Annotated in this window: 16 protein-coding genes; 7 read left to right on the top strand and 9 right to left on the bottom strand. The window is 70.7% G+C overall.

Features of this window, described 5'->3' with window-relative positions; all coding sequences use genetic code 11:
* Nucleotides 1-59 precede the first annotated feature (59 nt).
* Nucleotides 60-1,043 (top strand): hydrogen peroxide-inducible genes activator, encoded by a 984-nt coding sequence (locus G412_RS0116695; protein ID WP_078607063.1) that lies wholly within the window; start codon nt 60-62, stop codon nt 1,041-1,043.
* Between the two features lies 1 nt (nt 1,044).
* On the opposite strand, the gene G412_RS0116690 is transcribed toward G412_RS0116695, so the two are convergent.
* From G412_RS0116690 to G412_RS0116680, 3 genes are all read right to left on the bottom strand, one after another.
* Nucleotides 1,045-1,569: a PadR family transcriptional regulator gene (locus G412_RS0116690; RefSeq protein ID WP_028813084.1), complete on the bottom strand. Its 525-nt coding sequence runs from the start codon at nt 1,567-1,569 to the stop codon at nt 1,045-1,047.
* A 465-nt stretch (nt 1,570-2,034) separates the two neighbouring features.
* Nucleotides 2,035-2,304 carry a type II toxin-antitoxin system antitoxin gene (locus G412_RS0116685; RefSeq protein ID WP_028813083.1) on the bottom strand — a complete coding sequence of 90 codons (270 nt, stop codon included), beginning with the start codon at nt 2,302-2,304 and terminating at the stop codon, nt 2,035-2,037.
* Nucleotides 2,301-3,251, bottom strand: coding sequence for an SPFH domain-containing protein (locus G412_RS0116680; RefSeq protein ID WP_028813082.1), 951 nt, complete (start codon nt 3,249-3,251; stop codon nt 2,301-2,303). The genes G412_RS0116685 and G412_RS0116680 overlap by 4 nt, the downstream gene beginning before the upstream one ends.
* 281 nt (nt 3,252-3,532) lie before the next feature.
* On the opposite strand from G412_RS0116680, the gene G412_RS34770 reads away from it, so the two are divergent.
* The gene (locus G412_RS34770; protein WP_078607061.1) at nt 3,533-5,854 is read left to right on the top strand and encodes a transglycosylase domain-containing protein; all 2,322 of its coding nucleotides are present in this window, start codon (nt 3,533-3,535) and stop codon (nt 5,852-5,854) included.
* Between the two features lie 104 nt (nt 5,855-5,958).
* Here the strand turns inward: G412_RS34770 and G412_RS0116670 are convergent, their stop codons facing one another.
* From G412_RS0116670 to G412_RS0116660, 3 genes are all read right to left on the bottom strand, one after another.
* Nucleotides 5,959-7,806: an ATP-binding SpoIIE family protein phosphatase gene (locus G412_RS0116670; protein WP_028813081.1), complete on the bottom strand. Its 1,848-nt coding sequence runs from the start codon at nt 7,804-7,806 to the stop codon at nt 5,959-5,961.
* Nucleotides 7,807-8,070: 264 nt separating this feature from the next.
* Nucleotides 8,071-8,745 carry a cytidylyl-2-hydroxypropylphosphonate hydrolase gene (gene fomD, locus G412_RS0116665; protein ID WP_028813080.1) on the bottom strand — a complete coding sequence of 225 codons (675 nt, stop codon included), beginning with the start codon at nt 8,743-8,745 and terminating at the stop codon, nt 8,071-8,073.
* A 44-nt stretch (nt 8,746-8,789) separates the two neighbouring features.
* The gene (locus tag G412_RS0116660) at nt 8,790-10,193 is read right to left on the bottom strand and encodes a class II fumarate hydratase (RefSeq protein ID WP_028813079.1); all 1,404 of its coding nucleotides are present in this window, start codon (nt 10,191-10,193) and stop codon (nt 8,790-8,792) included.
* A gap of 107 nt (nt 10,194-10,300) precedes the next feature.
* Here G412_RS0116660 and G412_RS0116655 point away from each other — a divergent pair, with 107 nt between their 5' ends.
* Complete coding sequence (locus G412_RS0116655) at nt 10,301-11,824, top strand: ricin-type beta-trefoil lectin domain protein (protein WP_028813078.1); 1,524 nt, start codon at nt 10,301-10,303, stop codon at nt 11,822-11,824.
* Nucleotides 11,825-11,918: 94 nt separating this feature from the next.
* Here G412_RS0116655 and G412_RS40180 read toward each other — a convergent pair whose 3' ends face one another.
* The 3 genes from G412_RS40180 to G412_RS0116640 all read right to left on the bottom strand — a co-directional run bounded on the left by G412_RS40180 (nt 11,919) and on the right by G412_RS0116640 (nt 14,891).
* Nucleotides 11,919-12,533, bottom strand: coding sequence for a TetR/AcrR family transcriptional regulator (locus tag G412_RS40180; protein WP_028813077.1), 615 nt, complete (start codon nt 12,531-12,533; stop codon nt 11,919-11,921).
* Nucleotides 12,530-13,087: a hypothetical protein gene (locus tag G412_RS40175; RefSeq protein WP_051338413.1), complete on the bottom strand. Its 558-nt coding sequence runs from the start codon at nt 13,085-13,087 to the stop codon at nt 12,530-12,532. Before G412_RS40175 ends, G412_RS40180 begins: the two co-directional genes overlap by 4 nt.
* A gap of 136 nt (nt 13,088-13,223) precedes the next feature.
* Nucleotides 13,224-14,891, bottom strand: coding sequence for a fumarate hydratase (locus G412_RS0116640; RefSeq protein WP_028813076.1), 1,668 nt, complete (start codon nt 14,889-14,891; stop codon nt 13,224-13,226).
* A gap of 158 nt (nt 14,892-15,049) precedes the next feature.
* On the opposite strand from G412_RS0116640, the gene G412_RS0116635 reads away from it, so the two are divergent.
* The 4 genes from G412_RS0116635 (at nt 15,050) to G412_RS0116615 (ending at nt 18,906) form a co-directional block, all read left to right on the top strand.
* The gene (locus tag G412_RS0116635; RefSeq protein ID WP_028813075.1) at nt 15,050-15,754 is read left to right on the top strand and encodes a DUF1707 SHOCT-like domain-containing protein; all 705 of its coding nucleotides are present in this window, start codon (nt 15,050-15,052) and stop codon (nt 15,752-15,754) included.
* 102 nt (nt 15,755-15,856) lie between these two features.
* On the top strand, nt 15,857-16,225 hold the full coding sequence (locus G412_RS0116630; protein WP_028813074.1) for a WhiB family transcriptional regulator: 369 nt from the start codon (nt 15,857-15,859) through the stop codon (nt 16,223-16,225).
* Nucleotides 16,226-16,372: 147 nt separating this feature from the next.
* Nucleotides 16,373-16,897 carry an effector-associated constant component EACC1 gene (locus G412_RS34760; protein ID WP_244283059.1) on the top strand — a complete coding sequence of 175 codons (525 nt, stop codon included), beginning with the start codon at nt 16,373-16,375 and terminating at the stop codon, nt 16,895-16,897.
* Complete coding sequence (locus G412_RS0116615) at nt 16,894-18,906, top strand: caspase, EACC1-associated type (protein WP_028813073.1); 2,013 nt, start codon at nt 16,894-16,896, stop codon at nt 18,904-18,906. Before G412_RS34760 ends, G412_RS0116615 begins: the two co-directional genes overlap by 4 nt.
* The last annotated feature ends 51 nt before the right edge of the window (nt 18,907-18,957 follow it).

The following is an 18,957-nucleotide window of genomic DNA, read 5'->3' as shown; positions in this document are numbered from 1 at the left end:
AGGAAGCATTGATAGAAGAAATAGCTAGACTGGCTTGATCCGATCGGAGGTGGTTATCAGTGCCCAGTGGTAATGGAAGCGGTGCCGGGGGCGTCAGCGGTGTCCGGGCCAAGCAGCCCAGCCTGGCGCAGCTGCGGGCGTTCGTCGCCGTGGCGGAGTACCTGCACTTCAGGGACGCGGCCGCCGCGATCGGCATGAGCCAGCCGGCGCTGTCGGGGGCGGTCTCGGCGCTGGAGGACGCGCTGGGGGTGCAACTCGTCGAGCGTACGACGCGCAAGGTGCTGCTGTCCCCGGCGGGGGAGCGGCTCGCGGTGCGGGCGAGGGCCGTGCTGGACGCGGTGGGCGAGCTGATGGAGGAGGCGGAGGCGGTACGGGCGCCCTTCACCGGGGTGCTCAGGCTCGGGGTGATCCCGACGGTGGCGCCGTACCTGCTGCCGACGGTGCTCATGCTCGTCCACGAGCGGTATCCGGAACTGGACCTTCAGGTCCACGAGGAGCAGACGTCGTCGCTGCTGGAGGGTTTGGCGGCGGGCCGCCTGGACCTGCTCCTGCTGGCCGTCCCGCTCGGCGTGCCGGGGGTGACCGAACTCCCCCTCTTCGACGAGGACTTCGTGCTGGTGACACCGCGGGAGCACTGGCTGGGCGGGCGCGAGGACATTCCGCGCGACGCGCTCAAGGAGCTGCATCTGCTGCTGCTCGACGAGGGGCACTGCCTGCGGGACCAGGCGCTCGACATCTGCCGGGAGGCGGGCCGTACGGAGGGCGCGCCGGTCACGACGACGGCGGCGGGCCTCTCGACGCTGGTGCAGCTGGTGGCGGGCGGCCTCGGCGTAACGCTGCTGCCGCGCACGGCGGTGCGGGTGGAGACAGACCGCAACGACCAGCTGGTGACGGGCTACTTCGCCGACCCGGCGCCGTCGCGCCGCGTCGCACTGGCGATGCGGACGGGCGCGGCGCGCCAGAGCGAGTTCGAAACGTTCGCGCAGGCGCTGCGGGAGGCGATGAGGCGGTTGCCGGTGCGGGTGGTGGCGGGCGGGGGCTGAGTCAGGGGCGTAGCTCTGCGGCCAGCTTGTCGAGGCGTACGGCGACGAGTTCCAGCCAGCGCAGGTCCGCTTCGAGGTGGAAAAGCGTGTGCTCGCAGACGAGTTGGTCGGCGACGTTGCTTCGGCGCTTGCGGTCGGTGAGGGCGAGCATCATGCGCATGTGCTCGGTGCGCTGGATGTCGAGGAGGCGGGTGGCGCTGCGGCCGGTGAGGAGCGCGAGGACGACCTTGGTGTAGAGCGTGGACTGGAGATACGGCTCGGGCTTCTCGGCCCGGTCGAGCCACTGTTCGAGGTCGGTGACACCGGCGTCGGTGATGGCGTAGCGCTTGCGCTCGGGGCCGCCTTCGGACTCCACCCCGGCGACTTCGACGAGCCCGGCCTTGAGGAGCCGGGCCATGGTCGAGTAGACCTGCCCGTAGTGGAGTGGGCGGTCGTGGCCGAACTTGTCGTCGAAGGCGCGCTTGAGGTCGTAACCGTGACGAGGTCCGGTCTCGAGGAGCCCGAGGAGGATATGGCCGATTGACATGCGGCGCACTATACGCAGCAGGTATACCGCACATGCATAGCGGCGCGACCCCCCTGCGGCGGCCTCCCCCACCCCGAACCGGGGTTCCACCCCGGCCCCGGTCCTCAAGCGCCGGACGGGCTGGGGGTGGCCGGGGGTTGCCAGGGCTCCGCCCCGGACCCCGGTCCTCAAGCACCGGACGGCTGGGGCGGCCGGGGGTTGCTGGGGCTCCGCCCGCTCCTCAAGCGCCGGGTGGGCTCGGGGGTGGCCGGGGGGGCTGCCGGGGCTCCGCCCCCAACCCCGCTCCTCAGGTGCCGGAGGGCTAAGTGGTGCGGGGTGAGGCGTTGAGGTGGGGGCGGGCCGGCTTGGGGTGGCGGGGTTCGGGGGGCGGTGGGGGGAAGTCCGGGCCGTTCGGGGTGTGGGGCCTGCCCCAGTTCGGGAAGGGGCGGGGTGGGGAAAAAGCCCCGCAGGGTTCCGCCGCACCCCCTACGTCGCCGGCGGGGGTTCCGGGTCGGGGCTTTCCGGGGCCGGTGGCTTCGGCGGGCGGCCCCGGCGGGGGATCGGGCCGGCGGTGCCGGGGAGGCGGCCCGCCTCTGCCAGGGCGCGGCGGAGTACGAACTCGATCTGCGAGTTCGCGCTGCGCAGCTCGTCCGCCGCCCACCGGGCCAGCGCCTCGTACACCGCCGGGTCCAGCCGCAGCAGGACCTGTTTGCGCTGCTGCTGCGGCTGCTTCCGCTGCGCGGGCTCGTCCGTCACTGGTAGAGCGTGCCGGTGTTCAGGACCGGCTGCGCCGCCCGGTCGCCGCACAGCACCACCATCAGGTTGCTGACCATCGCCGCCCGGCGCTCGGAGTCGAGCTCGACGATGTCGTGCTCGGTGATCCGGTTGAGGGCCATCTCGACCATCCCCACCGCACCCTCGACGATCAGCTTGCGCGCCGCCACGACCGCCCCCGCCTGCTGCCGCTGAAGCATCGCCGAGGCGATCTCGGGTGCGTACGCCAGGTGCGTGAAGCGGGACTCGATGATGTGGACGCCGGCCGCCTCGACCCGCGCGTGCAGCTCGACCGCGAGCTTCTCGGTGATCTCCTCGGCGTTGCCGCGCAGGGACAGGCCGTCCTCGTCGTGCGCGTCGTACGGGTACTCGATCGCGATGTGGCGCACGGCGGCCTCCGTCTGGGTGGCGACGAACTCCAGGAAGTCGTCCACCTCGAACATCGCCTGCGCCGTGTCCTCCACCTTCCACACCACGACCGCCGCGAGCTCGATCGGATTGCCATAGGCGTCGTTGACCTTGAGGACCGCGGTCTCGTGGTTCCTGATCCGGGTCGAGATCTTCGAGCGTGTGGTCAGCGGGTTGACCCAGCGCAGTCCGTCGGTGCGGATGGTGCCGCGGTAGCGCCCGAAGAGCTGGACGACACGGGCCTCGCCCGGCGCCACCATGTTCAGACCGCACATCGCGAGGAACGCCGCGAAGGCGATCACGACACCCGTGACGATCAGTGCCACCTTCGGGCCGGTCGACGCCAAGGGGGCGCCGGTGGCGACGAGGCCCGCCCCGGCCAGCAGACCCAGCAGGCCGAGCAGCAGCGCGAGGCCGCCGCCGATGCTGTGCGCGGCCCTCTTGCGCACCCGTGGCGCGGGCATGTCGGGCAGGTCGGTGGGCGCGGACGTGCTGGGTGCGGACGTGCTGGGTGTGGACATGTGGGCCCCCGGTTCGGTGCTGGTCCCGTACTGGTCCCGTACTGGTCTCGTACGGTTTCGTACGGTCGTCGTGGTCTATCAAAGTGATATCACTTTTTCGAGGACCGTAAACCTGTGCGAGGACTTTCGCAACCCTGGAGCCCTCCCATGAGTCGGTTCCAGAGAGACAGGTGCTGATTGTCACGTACGGAAAAGACCCGATCGGCAGTCCTTTGTCCGCAGGTGCGGTGTTAGCTTTCTGAGCTGACATCCGGGGGCTCGATGAGCGGAGTTACGGAGTAATGGGCCGAGCAGAAGCGCGACAGAACCGGCAGCGCGGTGCGCGCCGGGCGAAGAAGACGGGTGGCATACGCCGCTTCTTCACCTGGAAGAAGATGCTGGGCACCTTCTTCGGGCTTTGCCTGCTCCTCATGGGCGTCTTCGTGGCGCTGTACATATGGGTGCCCGTACCGGCGGCCAACGCCGAGGCCAAGCTGCAGAGCAACGTCTACAAGTACAGCAACGGCAAGATCATGGCCCGGTCCGGCAAGCTCAACCGTGAGATACTCCCGCTCGCCAAGATCCCCAAGGACGTCCAGACCGCCTTCGTCGCCGCCGAGAACCAGAACTTCTACAAGGACTCCGGCGTCGACTTCAAGGGCACCGCCCGTGGCCTGCTCAACACCGTCACCGGCAAGGGCAAGCAGGGTGGCTCGACCATCACCCAGCAGTACGTCAAGAACTACTACCTGACCCAGGACCAGACGGTCTCCCGCAAGCTCAGGGAGCTTGTGATCTCCATCAAGGTGGACCGGAAGCAGAGCAAGTCCGAGATCCTGGCCGGGTATCTCAACACCAGCTACTTCGGACGCGGCGCGTACGGCATCCAGGCCGCGGCCCAGGCGTACTACGGCGTCGACGCCGGGAAGCTGACCGTCGAGCAGGGCGCGTACCTCGCGGCGCTCCTCCAGGCCCCCAGCCAGTACGACTGGGCGGTGGCGAGCCCCACCAGCAAGAAGCTGGTCAAGGAGCGCTGGAACTACGTACTCGACAACATGATCGAGATGAACGAGCTGGACCAGACCCGGCGCGACGCCATGAAGTTCGACATACCGCAGAACCCCAAGGGCGCCGCCGGTATGGAGGGCCAGATCGGCTACATGGTCGACGCCGCGAAGGCCGAGCTGAAGAAGCAGGGCGTCAGCGAGGCCGAGTTCGACGCGGGCGGCTGGACGATCACGCTCAACATCGACCAGAAGCGCCAGAAGGCCCTGGAGCGGGCGGTCGAACGGCAGCTGGAGTCCAAACTCGACCGCAAGAAGAACAAGGTGGACGCGACCCTCCAGGCCGGCGCGACCTCGGTCGACCCGAAGACCGGCAAGGTTGTCGCGATGTACGGCGGCGTGGACTACACCAAGCACTACTACTCCAACGCCACCCGCTCCGACTACCAGCCGGCCTCGACCTTCAAGCCCGTCGTCCTCGCCGCCGCCCTGGAAAGCAACTCCAAGACGCAGGAAGACGCGCCCATCACGCCCAGCACGATCTACGACGGCACGAGCAAGCGCCCCGTCGTGGGCAGCGCCACCCCCTTCGCCCCGCAGAACGACCTGGGCAAGAGCTACGGGCCCATCACCGTGCAGCAGGCCATGAACAAGTCGGTCAACTCCGTCTTCGCGCAGATGCTCGTGGACGTCGGGGCGCCACGCGTGAAGGAGACCGCGCTCGACATGGGCATGGAGGACAAGGGCGGCTTCGACGAGCGTCCCGCCATGTCCCTCGGTGTGATGGGCGCCAGCACGATGGACATGGCGAGTGTCTACGCGACGCTCGACAACCACGGCAAGAAGGTCACGCCGACCATCGTGAAGTCCGCCGAGCACAAGGACCGCCCGGGCGGCCGGGTCGAGATGCCCGAGCCGACGGCAGAGCAGGTCATCGACCGCTCGACGGCGGACAGCGTGACCAAGGTGCTCACCGGAGTGGTGAACAGCGGTACGGGCGTCCGGGCCTTCAGCCCGAACTACAACGCGGCGGGCAAGACCGGCACCTCGGAGAAGAACCGGTCCGCCTGGTTCGTGGGTTATACCCCCGAACTGTCCACCGCCGTAGCCCTGTTCGGCGAGTCCCCCGACGGCGGCAGGCAGGTCTCCCTGACCGGTACGGCCAACGCCGGCCGCGCCAGCGGCGGCGGCTTCCCCGCCGGCATCTGGGCGGATTACACCCTGGGCGCCCTCGGCGGCGGCTCCGACGCCGACTTCGACCTGGAGATCGACCCGGACGACGCCTTCGTGCCCCCGCCGACCAAGACACCCGATCCGACCAACACCCCGAGCAAGTCCCCGACGACCCCGAGCAAGCCTCCGACGTCGCCGTCCACCACGCCTCCGACGTCGCCGTCCACGACGCCCCCGACATCGCCGTCCACCACGCCCCCGACGTCGCCGCCGCCCATCACGATCGGCCCGCCGGACCCGGGCGGTGACACCGCCGGCTCCGACGGCGGGGCGGACGGAGGCTCCGGCGGCGGCTCGGACGGCGGCTCCGACGGCGGCGCGGACGGAGGAGCCGACGGCGGTACGGACCGTGGCTCCGACGGCGCCTTCGTGCCGCGTCGCCCCTGACAGACACCGGCAGAACCGTCTCGCCTCTGACGGACACCGGCAGAAACACACGACTGCGGCGGGCACCCCCTGGGGTGCCCGCCGCAGTCGTACGTACAGATCGGCTACGGGCGCGTGGCCAGCTCGAACCAGACCACCTTGCCGGACGACAGCCGCGTAGCGCCCCACCGTCTCGCCAGCCGGTTCACCAGGAACAGCCCGCGCCCGCCCTCGTCCGTGTCCCGCGCCCGCCGCTGCCTCGGCAACTGCGGCGAATCGTCGCCGACCTCGCAGCGCAGTACGTCCGTACGCAGCAACCGCAGCGTCACGGGCCGCTCGGCGTACCGCACGGCGTTCGTCACCACCTCGCTGACCAGCAGCTCCACCGAGTCGCTCAGCTCCTCAAGATCCCAGCGGGCCAGTGCCCGCCGCGCCAGGCGGCGGGCCCGGCCGGGCGCCTGCTCCTCCGGCTCCAGGAACCAGTACGCGACATCGCTCGGCGCGATCCCGTCGAAGCGGGCGGCGAGCAGCGCGATGTCGTCGTCCCGGTCACCGGGCCCGAGCATGTCCAGTACGTCGTCGCACAGGGCCTCCAGCGGCGGCGAATGGTCGGGCCCCGTAAGCTGCGCGGTGGCGGCGAGCCGCTCCCGCAACTGCTCGATGCCCGTCCACACGTCCCGCAGCCGCGACTCGACCAGGCCGTCCGTGTACAGCAGCAGCGTGGCGCCCGCCGGGGCGTCCAGCTCGACCGCCTCGAAGTCGACCCCGCCGACGCCGATGGGCGCGCCCGGCGGCACCCGCAGCACCTCCGCGCGGCCGCCCAGGTGCAGCAGTACGGGCGGCGGGTGGCCCGCGTTGGCGATGGTGATGCGGTGCGAGACCGGGTCGTACACGCAGTACAGGCAGGTCGCCATGCGGTCGGAGCCGAGCCGCTGCGCCTGCTCGTCGAGGTGGTGCAGGACCTCCTGCGGCGGCAGGTCGAGACCGGCGAGGGTCTGCGCCGTCGTCCGAAGCTGGCCCATGATCGCGGCGGACGTCATGGAGTGGCCCATGACGTCGCCGACGACCAGCGCGACGCGGCTGCCGGGCAGGGGGATCGCGTCGTACCAGTCGCCGCCGACACGGGCCGTCTCGGCGGCCGGCAGGTACCGGGAGGCCAGTTTGACGCCGGTCGGCTGCGGGAGCGAGTCGGGCAGCATGGTGCGCTGGAGCTCGTCGGCGATGTACGCCTCGCGCCCGTACAGCACGGCCTTGTCGATGCCGAGCGCGGTGTGTGTGGCCAACTGGGCGGCGACCAGCAGGTCGTTGGCCTCGAAGGCGGGCCGCTCCGGGCGGCGCAGGAGCACGGCGGCGCCGATCACGCGGCGCCTGCCGCGCAGCGGCGCGAGGATCGCGCGGCGCCCGTCGGGCAGGCCCATGGCCTCGCCGAGCAGCTCGGACAGTGCTGCCCGCGCGGACGAGGAGTCGCCGAACACCGGGCGTACGCCTCTGAGTACTTCGGCGAGAGCGCCTCCGCTGCGTACCTCGCAAAGCTGCGGGGCGGGCAGCGGCTCGACCTGGAGGTCGATCTCCTCGGCCCCGTCGTCCGCTAAGCGCAGCCGGTCGGTGCGGCGCAGGCGCAGCATGAACGGTACGGCGGGACGCTCGTCGCCGACGGGGAGGGGGTCGCGCAGATAGACGAGGATCGCGTCGGTGAAGGTCGGCACGGACGCCCGGCACAGGCCGAGGACGATCTCGTCGAGGTCGATGCCGCGCGCGATCCGCCGCGTCGCCGCTCCCACGAACCGCAGCCGGTCACCTTCGCTCCTGGCCGCCGCGGCCGGTTCCGCAGACCCGCCGCCGGCCGGCACAGGAGCGGGCGCGGGGCTGGGCACCGTTGGGGGCGCCTCCTCCTGCCGCGGCCGGGTGCGCTCGTGCGGCCGGGCAACCAGGGGCTGCCGGCCTTCGTGCGAGGTGGACTGGTGCTCCGTCACGCGTGGGGTTCCGTCCGTCCGGGGAGCTTGTGCGATGCAATCGCTGTGTGGGGCGATATACCCGCTCTGCGGGCGGCCTCGACAGGACGGTGGGCCCTGAACTCGGCAGATTCGCTCTCCGGCACGGCTCCCACCCCCTGTGGTGACACATACGGTCAGCTCTAACTCCGAGTCCGCCAGTTGCCAGAGAGCTCAATGTGATCAGTGCGCTCAGTGTTGCGGAAGGCGATCCTACGTTTGACCCATGGGGGCGTTTCAAGGGTCTCATGGAGCGATGTGAACAGGAGTGCGGTCCCAGTCATCGGGCAACCGGGGAACGGCCCACCTCGGATCCGGCCGCCAGTTCTCCCACCCGTCGCGGAACGGCGCGCCCCACGCGGTGATCAGGCCGACCGCCGCGCGCCCCGCGTCCCGTACCCGCCCGGCCTGCTCGTCGGTCAGCAGTCCCACCCGGCGGGCCTGCTCGAACTCGTCCTCGTCGAGCCAGCACCAGGCTCGGTCCGGGTGCACGGCGATGTCGAGGAAGTGGTCCTCGGAGTCGACGCCGCCGGCCCATCGGGTGCGCGGCTCCTCCAGGTTCACGTACCAGTTCTTGAACCGCCAGCCCCGATCCCAGAACAGCCACACCGACCAGGGGTCGCCCGGCCGGGCCAGCTTCAGCACGCCGGTGCCCCACCACCGTGAGGTGGTGGTGGTCCGCGGCGCCGTGTACCGGGTGGCGAGCGGTTCCTCGTGCACGGGCGTACCGTCCGCGAGCACGGGCCGTACGCACTGGGTGCCGGGCGCCATCCACACCGCGAGCAGTTCGTCGGTGTCGCGGACGACCGTGACGGGGCGGCAGATGTGGATCCGGTCCGAGGCATTGCCGCGGTAGCGCCAGAGGATGTGGTCCCCCGGCGCCCAACGCGCCCCGCCCGCACCGCCTGCCGTATCTGTCATGAGCAGATCTTAGGAGTACGGTCCGCCGGTTGCCGCGACCCAGGTCACGGGTGCGTCATACGCAGCACGTCCAGTGCCTCGTCGAGCTGCTGCTCGGTGAGGTCGCCGCGTTCTACGTACCCGGACTCCAGGACGACTTCGCGGATGGTGCGGCGCTCGGCGAGGGACTTCTTGACGACCTTCGCGGCCTCTTCGTAGCCGATGTACTTGTTGAGCGGCGTGACGACCGAAGGCGACGACTCGGCGTACTCGCGGGCGCGTTCGACGTTGGCGGTGATGCCGTCGATCGTACGGTCGGCCAGCAGCCGGGAGGCGTTGGCGAGCAGCCGCACCGACTCCAGCAGGTTCTTGGCCATCACCGGAAGCATGACGTTGAGCTCGAAGTTGCCCGCCGCGCCGGCCGCGGCGACCGTGGCGTCGTTCCCCATCACCTGTGCCGCGACCATCAGCACGGCCTCGGGAATGACCGGATTCACCTTGCCGGGCATGATCGACGAGCCCGGCTGGAGGTCGGGAAGGCTGATCTCGGCCAATCCGGTACGCGGTCCGGAGGCCATCCAGCGCAGGTCGTTGGAGATCTTGGTGAGGGAGACGGCGATCGTACGGAGCTGACCGGACGTCTCGACGAGTCCGTCCCGCGCGCCCTGCGCCTCGAAGTGGTCGCGCGCCTCTGTGAGCGGCAGACCGGTGGAGCGGGCGACCTCGGCGATGACGGCGGCCGAGAAGCCCGGCGGGGTGTTGATGCCGGTGCCCACCGCCGTACCGCCGAGGGGGAGTTCCGCCAGGCGCGGCAGGGAGGCCCGCAGACGCTCGACGCCGTACCGCACGGCCGCCGCGTAGCCGCCGAACTCCTGGCCCAGGGTGACCGGAGTGGCGTCCATCAGGTGCGTACGCCCGGACTTGACGACGTCCGCGAACTCGGCCGACTTGCGCTCCAGGGCGGCCGCGAGGTGGTCGAGGGCGGGGATGAGATCGGCCGTCACGGCGGCGGTCGCCGCGATGTGGATGGACGACGGAAACACGTCGTTGGACGACTGGGAGGCATTGACATGGTCGTTGGGGTGGACCGGGCTGCCCAGGCGCTCGGTGGCGAGCGTCGCGACGACCTCGTTCATGTTCATGTTGGAGGAGGTGCCGGAGCCGGTCTGGAAGACGTCCACCGGGAAGTGCTCGTCCCAGCGCCCCTGTGCGACCTCTTCGGCCGCGTCCCGCACCGCCTGTGCGATGTCCTTGTCGAGTACGCCGAGTTCGGCGTTGACCAGGGCGGCAGCCGCCTTGATGCGGGCGAGGGCCTCGATGTGGGCGCGCTCCAGGCGCTGCCCGGAGACGGGGAAGTTCTGCACGGCCCGCTGGGTCTGGGCGCGCCACTTGGCGTGGGCCGGTACGCGTACCTCACCCATCGAGTCGTGCTCGACGCGGTAGCCGTCCTGGTGGTCTTCGGTCGTCATGATCACGTGCCTCCTCAGAAAAGTTGAGCACTTGTCTTGTTCTGCGTATTCCCAAGTCGCCTACCCGCCAGTAAATACCGGGGGAAACAACAAACCGGGGAGGCGCAATGCAGCGCACACGGCTCAGACTTCGCTCTACGGTCGCGGCCGCCGCCGCACTCGCGGCGGCCATGGGCGGCGGCCTGGTGGCGACGGCCCCCGCCACCGCCGCCGAAAAGGCGGCATCCGCTTCCACCCCCCTGCCTGCCGAACTGGAGGCCGTCCGCGCCGCCGAGGCCACCAAGCTCTACGGCGACCCGGCCGAGCGGCCGATGGACCAGCGGAAGACCGGGCTGATCTCGCTCGGCGACAGCGAGATCTCCGGCGAGGGCGTCGGCACGTACGAACCCGGCACCAACGGCCCCGACAACTGGTGCCACCGCTCGCCGGACGCCGCGATCCACCGCACCGGCATCCCGGCCGACGTCACGTACAACGTCTCCTGCTCGGGCGCGTACACCGGAAACATCAGGATCGGCGGAAGCAAGCAGTACGCCGACGAGCTGGTCCAGAGCGACAACCTGGCCGTCAAGGCCCGCAACACCCGCATCAAGATGGTCCTGCTGGTCGCCGGCGCCAACGACGACCTCCAGTTCGGCCCGGTGATGACGGACTGCGTCACGCGCTGGCTGACGATCCAGGGGCCCTGCGAGCCCAAGTACGCGCCCGGCTGGCAGGGGCGGGTCGACGCACTCGTGCCCAAGGTCGAGCAGACCGTCCGTGACCTGCGGACCGTCATGCGCGGCGCCGGGTACGCCGACGGCGACTACAAGATGGTCGTGATGGGCTACCCGAGCCCCATCGGCCCCGACTTCAAGGACAACCCGGACTTCCCGGGCAAGATCCCCGGCGGCTGTGTGGGGTACGACTCCGACGCGACCTGGGGCCGCAACACCGCGGTCTCGGCCTTCGAGCGGGGGATGCGCAGGGCGGCGGCGAACACGGCTTCCGTCTATCTCGACAACTCCCGCCTCTTCCACGGCCACGAGGTCTGCATGGAGGACCCGTGGGCGCGCGGCCTCTACATCGACCTCTCCAAGCCCGGCACGCCGGACGAGAACTCGGTCCGCCAGTCCTTCCACCCGAACATCCGCGGCCACGCGGCCTTCGCGTCCTGCCTGACCCAGGTCTACAACTCCTCGCTGCGGGAGGCGAGCTGTGCGGACCCGGCGAGTACGGGAAAGCCCGTGCTGTTCGCGGGGGCGTGGGACGACGCGTACAAGCCGCTGAGGAACGCGGGGACGGGGACGTGCGCCGACGTACCGGGATCGACGACGCGCAACGGGACGGCGGTGGGCGGCTGGGACTGCCACGGCGGCCGGAACCAGGGCTGGTGGTACGACACCGCCCAGAAGTCGGTCCGTACGGAACTGACTCATGACCGGTGCCTCGACGTACCCGGCGCCAAGTACCAGGCGGGTGCGGGACTGGTCCTCTGGAACTGCTCGGGCGCGGCGAACCAGCAGTTCGTACGGGACGGCTCCACGATCCGCCCGGCGGCGGCGACGGGCCTGTGCGTCACCCTCGCGGCGGCCAAGGACCCACTGCGGCTCCAGCCCTGCACGGGAGCGGCGAACCAGCGCTTCGCCTGACGCCTGATGCCTGACGGGCGCGAAGTGCGACGTGCGGGGCCCCGGAGAGCCGGGGCTCCGCACGCGCATGGCGCACGCGCGGCAGCCCGCCGCCTCACCCGCCCTCTTCCGCTCCCGCTCCCTGCGGTGCGGCCAGGGCGGTGAGGACGGTTTCCAGTGCCCGCCGCAGGGTGGCCCGGTCGGTGGTGTCGGGTCCCGGCCGCACCACCCCGTCGTACGTGAGCCCCTCGGCGAACGCCACGACGATCCGCCCGCCCTCCACGGGGTTCCGGCTGCCGAGCCCGGCCGCCAGCAGACGCGCCTGCTCGACGAAGCGTTCCCTGGCGCGCCGCAGTTCGGTGCCGGTCTCGTCGTCGGGGCGGCCGGCGGTCAGCAGGATCTCCAGCCGGGCCCGGGTGCGCTCTCGCTCCGGGCCGAGCCAGTGGGCCAGTACGCCCGCGAACCGGTCGGCCACCTGCCGGACCGGCGGGGCGGACGCGAACTCCTCGGCCACTTCGGCCTGTGCGATGTCGGCCAGTTCCTCCTCGGCGATGAGTGCGACCACGCCGGTGAGCAGCTTCTCCCGCGTGCGGAAGTAGTAACTCGTCGAGCCCACCGGCACGTTCGCGCGGGCGTCGACCGCCCGGTGGGTGAGGCCGCGCAGACCCTCGGCGGCGATGACCGAGACGGCGGCATCCAGCAGGGCCGCCACCCGTGGGCTCCTGCTCACGCTGCCGCCCGCTTCCGCAGCTCCCCGAGCATCAGCCTCCGGGTGAGGCCGCTGAACGGACGGATCAGCAGCCAGTAGCGCCCCATCGCCCGCCGCGCCGCGGGATCGGTGCACACGACGCGGGTCTCGGTGACGACCTTGGTGCTCCGGCCGTCCGGTGACTCCGCGAGCCGCAGGGCGAACACCGCCTTCGCGTGGTTCGGTTCGTCGAACGCCAGGAACGCCTCGGCGCCGACGACGTCCGCACGGTTCGCGGCGCCTCCCATCGTCCACCACTGACCCACGATGCCGTGCACCACTTCGCAAGGCGGGGCCTCGGCGAGCGGCACGGACAGGGTGGGCATGTCGTCGTACGAACCGGCCCGGTTGCGGAGCCGGCCGAGGGTCCGGCGCACGGCGACCAGCGCCCGTACCGCCCGGACGTTCTTGAATCCGCCGGTCCTGTCGAACTCCTGGATGGCCGCCCACACGGCCTCGGCCGGGGCCCGGACGACGGTCTCGTGCGCCGAGGCGAAGTGCGGATGAGGGACGAACCGGTCGGCGAGCGTGCTCATGGAGGGACCTCTCTGCCCGGACTCTACTTCTGTAGAGGGTCGACTCTACAGAAGTAGAGCGCACGGGGGGGTAGGGGCGAAAACAGAACCGCCCCCTACCGCGATGCGCGGTCGGGGGCGGCTGCGAACCGAAGACTCAGGCCAGGCCGGGACCCCGGACCGGGATCGAGGTGAACGTCGGGGCCGGGGCGGGCTCGGTGAAGAAGTCGTTGCCCTTGTCGTCGACCACGATGAACGCCGGGAAGTCCTCCACCTCGATCCGCCAGACCGCCTCCATGCCGAGCTCCTCGTACTCCACGACCTCGACCTTCTTGATGCAGTCCTGCGCGAGACGCGCCGCCGGGCCGCCGATCGAGCCCAGGTAGAAGCCGCCGTACGTACCGCACGCGTCCGTGACCTGCTTCGAGCGGTTGCCCTTGGCCAGCATGACCTTCGAGCCGCCCGCCGCCTGGAACTGCTCGACGTAGGAGTCCATGCGGCCGGCCGTCGTCGGGCCGAAGGAGCCGGACGCGTAACCCTCGGGCGTCTTCGCGGGCCCGGCGTAGTACACCGGGTGGTCCTTCAGGTACTGCGGCATCTCCTCGCCCGCGTCCAGCCGCTCCTTGATCTTGGCGTGCGCGATGTCGCGGGCGACGACGAGCGGACCGGTGAGGGAGAGGCGGGTCTTCACGGGGTACTTGGTGAGTTCCGCGAGGACCTCGTCCATCGGCCGGTTCAGGTCGATGCGTACGACATCCCCCGCCTCGTCCAGATGCTCGTCCGTCGTGTCCGGCAGGAACCGCGCCGGGTCCTTCTCCAACTGCTCCAGGAAGACGCCCTCGGCGGTGATCTTCGCGACGGCCTGGCGGTCCGCCGAGCAGGACACGGCGATCGCGACGGGCAGCGAGGCGCCGTGGCGCGGCAGGCGCACCACGCGCACGTCGTGGCAGAAGTACTTGCCGCCGAACTGCGCGCCGATGCCGATCTTCTGCGTCAGCTCGAAGACCTTCTCCTCAAGCTCCTTGTCCCGGAAGCCGTGGCCGGTCGGCGAGCCCTCGCCCGGCAGCTCGTCCAGGTAGTGCGCGGAGGCGTACTTCGCGGTCTTGAGCGCGAACTCGGCGCTCGTGCCGCCGACGACAATCGCCAGGTGGTACGGCGGGCAGGCGGCCGTACCCAGCGAGCGGATCTTCTCCTCCAGGAACTTCATCATGGAGGTCTCGTTGAGGACCGCCTTCGTCTCCTGGTAGAGGAAGGACTTGTTGGCGGAGCCGCCGCCCTTTGCCATGAAGAGGAACTTGTACGCGCCGCCGTCGGTCGCGTACAGCTCGATCTGCGCGGGCAGGTTCGAGCCGGTGTTCTTCTCCTCCCACATGTTCAGCGGGGCCATCTGCGAGTAGCGCAGGTTGAGCTTGGTGTAGGCGTCGAAGATGCCGTGCGAGAGGGCTTCCTCGTCCCGGCCCTCCGTGAGGACGTTCTGGCCGCGCTTGCCCATGACGATCGCCGTGCCGGTGTCCTGGCACATCGGCAGGACGCCCGCAGCCGCGATGTTCGCGTTCTTCAGCAGGTCCAGTGCCACGAACTTGTCGTTCGAGGACGCCTCGGGGTCGTCGATGATCCGGCGCAGCTGGGCGAGGTGGGCGGGCCGCAGGTAGTGCGAGATGTCGTGCATGGCCTCGGCGGCCAGGGTGCGCAGCGCCTCGGGCTCGACCTTGAGGAACGTACGGCCGTCGGCCTCGAAGGTGGAGACACCCTCGGCGGCCACCAGGCGATACGGCGTGGTGTCCTCTCCCAGGGGGAGCAGATCGGAGTACGCAAACTCTGGCATTACGGCCATTCCTCACTCGGCAGACGGCAACTGGCCTCCATTGGCGCAGCCCGTCCACCAGCGTAAGACTCCGGCGGAGCGCCGGGTCTGTGAGGTAAGGCTCAGTTGGCGGACGTACGCACTAGTCGCGATCTATCGCGTTTGGGTACGCTGGGACGGTGGACGCCGAGAAGCACCCCCAGCAGCCGCAGCCGCAGCCGAACGCCCCCGCGGTGCCCGCCGAGCCTGCTCCGCGGGAGCCGGCCCTCCGCGCGTCGGACGCGGACCGCGACCGGATCGCGGACATCCTGCGCGAGGCCATGGTCGAGGGCAGGCTGACCGCCGAGGAGCACGCCGACCGCATCGACTCCGTCTACCGCGCCAAGACCGTCGCCGAACTGGAGCCGCTGGTCCAGGACTTGCCCGCCCCCGGCGGCGGAGCCCGGCGCGAGCCGGCCTCGGCGGCGTACGACCCGGTCGATCCCTCGGTGCCGGCCGTGGCGGAGAACGTGGTCGCCGTCTTCAGCGGCTCGACGCGCAAGGGCCGTTGGCGGATCGGCGGCAGGACGAACGCCTTCGCGCTCTTCGGCAGCGTCGAGATCGACCTCACCGAGGCGCTGTTCGGCCAGCGGCTGACGGTGATCAACGCGACCTCGATCTTCGGCCACGTCGAAGTGCGCGTCCCCGAGAACATCACGCTGCGCGGCGGCGGAACCGGGATCTTCGGCAACTTCGAGGTCGACACCCTCGAAGCCGACGACCCCGAGGCGCCGGTCGTGGTGGTCAACGGCTACTCGGTGCTCGGCAACATCGAGGCGAAACCCAAGCGCGGAAAGCGCGTCGCGGACCTGCGCGGTCGCATGCGCAAACACCTCGGACACTGACGCGAGCCGAGACGGTTCGAAACCCTGTGCATAGGCGTGCGCACAGCGGGTAGGGAGTGCTGCATCGCTGCTCGCTCCCGAAGCCGTCGTCAGGAGTAGACCGTGCCGCTTCCGCCGCATCAGTCCCTGCAGGTCGCCGCCGTTCCGTCGCAGCGTGCGCCGGCCCGGGATCAGGCCGGCCCCTGGCACACGGAGGCGGTGTGCCGCCGGGACGAAGCCGGGCTGTTCTTTGCCCCGTCAAAGGAGCCGACGGCCGCGAGGCTGGCGCGGGAAGAGGCCGCGAAGCGCGTCTGCGCGCGATGCCCCGTGATGGTCGAGTGCCGGGAGCACGCACTGCTCCAGCCCGAGCCGTACGGCGTCTGGGGCGGCCTGACCGCTGCGGAGCGCCGGGTGGTGCTGGCCAGGCGCAGGCGGCGGGAGGTGGAACTGAAGGCCTCCTCGCCCGGCAGCCGGATCGCCGCCGCGGGCTGACCCTCCCCCGCCCGCTCCCCTTCGCCCTCCTTCGTTCCTGGCGCAACCGGCGGATCCTTCATGCCAGTTGTGCCAATATCGGGCGGGGTGTGTGTGACGCACGCCACCTTGTACGGGGCCGAGCGCACGGGGAGTCGCGTGGACCGCATGGACGGTACGGAGATCAAATTCGAGCTGGCCGAGGGCCCGGATCGTGACGAGGATCTGCGGTCTCTGTACAGGTGGCTTTCGGACGACCTGTCGCTGCGCGGTCACGCGCGCATCGACAAGGTCGCGGAAGGTGCCGCTGTGCGGGGGCGGATGGGAATCGACGCGGAAGCCGTGGCCGCGCTGGTGTCCACGGCTGTCGCGGCGGCTCAGTTGCCGCTGTCGTTCGACGCGTGGCGGCGGGCGCGCAGGCCGCGCAGCGCGATCACGATCAATGTCTTCGGCGCGGACTCCGAGCGGATCGCGGAGATCATGCGCGCGCACGGACAGACCCCGCCGGAGCCCGAACCGGATCCTGAGCCATCAGCGCCGGTCGCCCCCGAGCCATCGGCAGCGGCCGTCCCTGAGGCTCCCGTACCGGCCGCCCCCGAGCCCGCAGCAGTGGTCGCCCCCGAGCCTCCAGCGGCAGTCAACCCCGGCTCCCCGGACGGCACTGCGCCGCGCCCCCGCAGGCACCTCCCGTGACGGCCGCCGCCCGTCCCGCGGGCCCCACACCGTTACCCGACGGCGGGTCGCAGCGGATCGACCCGGCCCGCTCCGCCTGTGTGCTGATCGGTGTCGACAAGTACCCCGGCGGCAAGGGCCTCGCCCCACTGCGCAGCGTCCGCCACAACCTCATCGAGCTGCGCGCGGCGCTCACCGATCGGTCGGTCTGGGGCGTACCCGAAGACCGGATCGTGACCGTCTCGAACCCGAGGACGTCCGCCGACATCTGCGACCCGATCAGGGTCGCGGCCCAGCAGGCCATGGACACCCTCCTGGTCTACTACGCGGGCCACGGCCTGCTCGACCGGGACGACAGCAGGCTCTGCCTCACCCTCCCCGGCTCCAGTGAGGACAAGCCGGAGACCTGCGTGGACGCGGGCTATGTGCGCCGCGCGATGAAGGACAACGGCGCCGCGATGCGCCGGGTGCTGATCCTCGACTGCTGCTTCAGCGGCAAGGTGCTCCAGATGTCACCGACCGGGACCGTGGCCGCGGACCTCGGGGTGCGGGCGGCGGTGAAGACACTGCGGGACGTCAAGGGCTCGTACGTGATGACCTCCGCGACCCACGACCGCCCGTCCCACGCGCCCGACCCGGACGAGTGCAGCGCCTTCACGGGGGAGCTCGTCGACGTACTGCGCAAAGGCGTCCCGGACGGGCCGGAGATGCTCGGGCTGCACGCCGTCTTCCGGGAGGTCAGGGACCGGGTCGTCAGGCGGGACGATCTGCCCACCCCGCAAGAGCCCCAGGACGAGAGCCAGAACGGCGTCGGTGACCTGGAGTTCGTCCGCAATCTCGCCGTACTGCCGCCGCTGCTGGCGCCCGATCCCCTCGTCCCCGCGCCGCGCGGGCGGCGCTGGCCGTGGGCCGTCGTCGCCGGGGCGCTCGGGCTCGGGATCGGGTTCGCCGCGATGCCGGCGGTCGACTGGTGGCAGGAGCACACCCGCGAGCCGGTCCTGGCGACCGGGCAGTGCGCTCCGGGAGCCTTCCTGCTCGACCACTCCGACGTGCTGAACAAGCAGGAGGCCGACGGCGAGAAGCTGGCGGGCCTCTCGGGCCTCGCGCTCCTCCCCGGCGGGAACGGCGAGGCGCTCGCACTCGCCGACAACGAATTCAACCGGGTGTTCCCGCTCCGGCTCGGCCGCTCCGGCAGCGCCGACACTCTGGAACCCTCGGCGCAGACCGCCACCACCCTGCGCCCCGCGCCCGGCCGCGAACTGCCCGCCTGGATCGACGCGGAGGCTCTGGTCGTCGAAAAAAGCGGCCGTACGATCCTCGTCGCGGCCGAGACGGGCCCCGCCATCCGCAGATTCGACCTGGCGACCGGCCGCCAGATCGGCGCCGACCTGCCCGTGCCGAAGGAGTTCAAACCCTGGCCCGTCGGCGGCGCCCAGACCGGCCGGACCATCGAGGCGCTCGCGCTCTCCCCCGACGGCCGGCATCTGTACGCCGGAATGGAAGCGTCCCTGTCCCAGGACGGCGACGCACGCGGCCGCAACCTGCTGCGCATCCAGCGCTACAAGGGCACGCCGGGCGGCACGTACGTACCGGACCGGCAATACGCCTACCGGGCCGCGGACGGGCTCTACCTGACCGAACTGGTGGCGGTCGGTGCGGACCAGCTGCTGGCGCTGGAGCGGCAGTACGCCGTCGGGATCGGCAACGCGGTCCGCGTTCAACGGCTGTCGCTCACGGGCGCGCAGGACGTGACGGGGGAGCAGGTGCTGTACCGCAGGCCGGCCGACGAGTTCGTACGGAGCGAAAAGCTCTTCGACCTCGCCGAGTGCCCGCCCGGCGATCCGGGGCGGGTGGCGACGAAGGGCGGCCACCAGGTCAACCCGCTGCTCCAGAACGCGGAAGGAATGGCGCTCGGTGAGCCGTGGACCACGGGGAAACGGAAGGGCTGGCGGCCCCTCTATCTCGTCTCCGACGACAACCTCAACGAGGTACAGATCACGCGTCTGTATCTGCTCGCCGTGCGGGTGTGACGGAGGCATGTGGGTACGACGACGGCGCCCCTCGTACGAGGGACGCCGTCG

The organism is Streptomyces flavidovirens DSM 40150 (assembly GCF_000429085.1).
Lineage (GTDB): Bacteria > Actinomycetota > Actinomycetes > Streptomycetales > Streptomycetaceae > Streptomyces > Streptomyces flavidovirens.
This window is presented reverse-complemented; position numbering and strand designations above follow the sequence as displayed.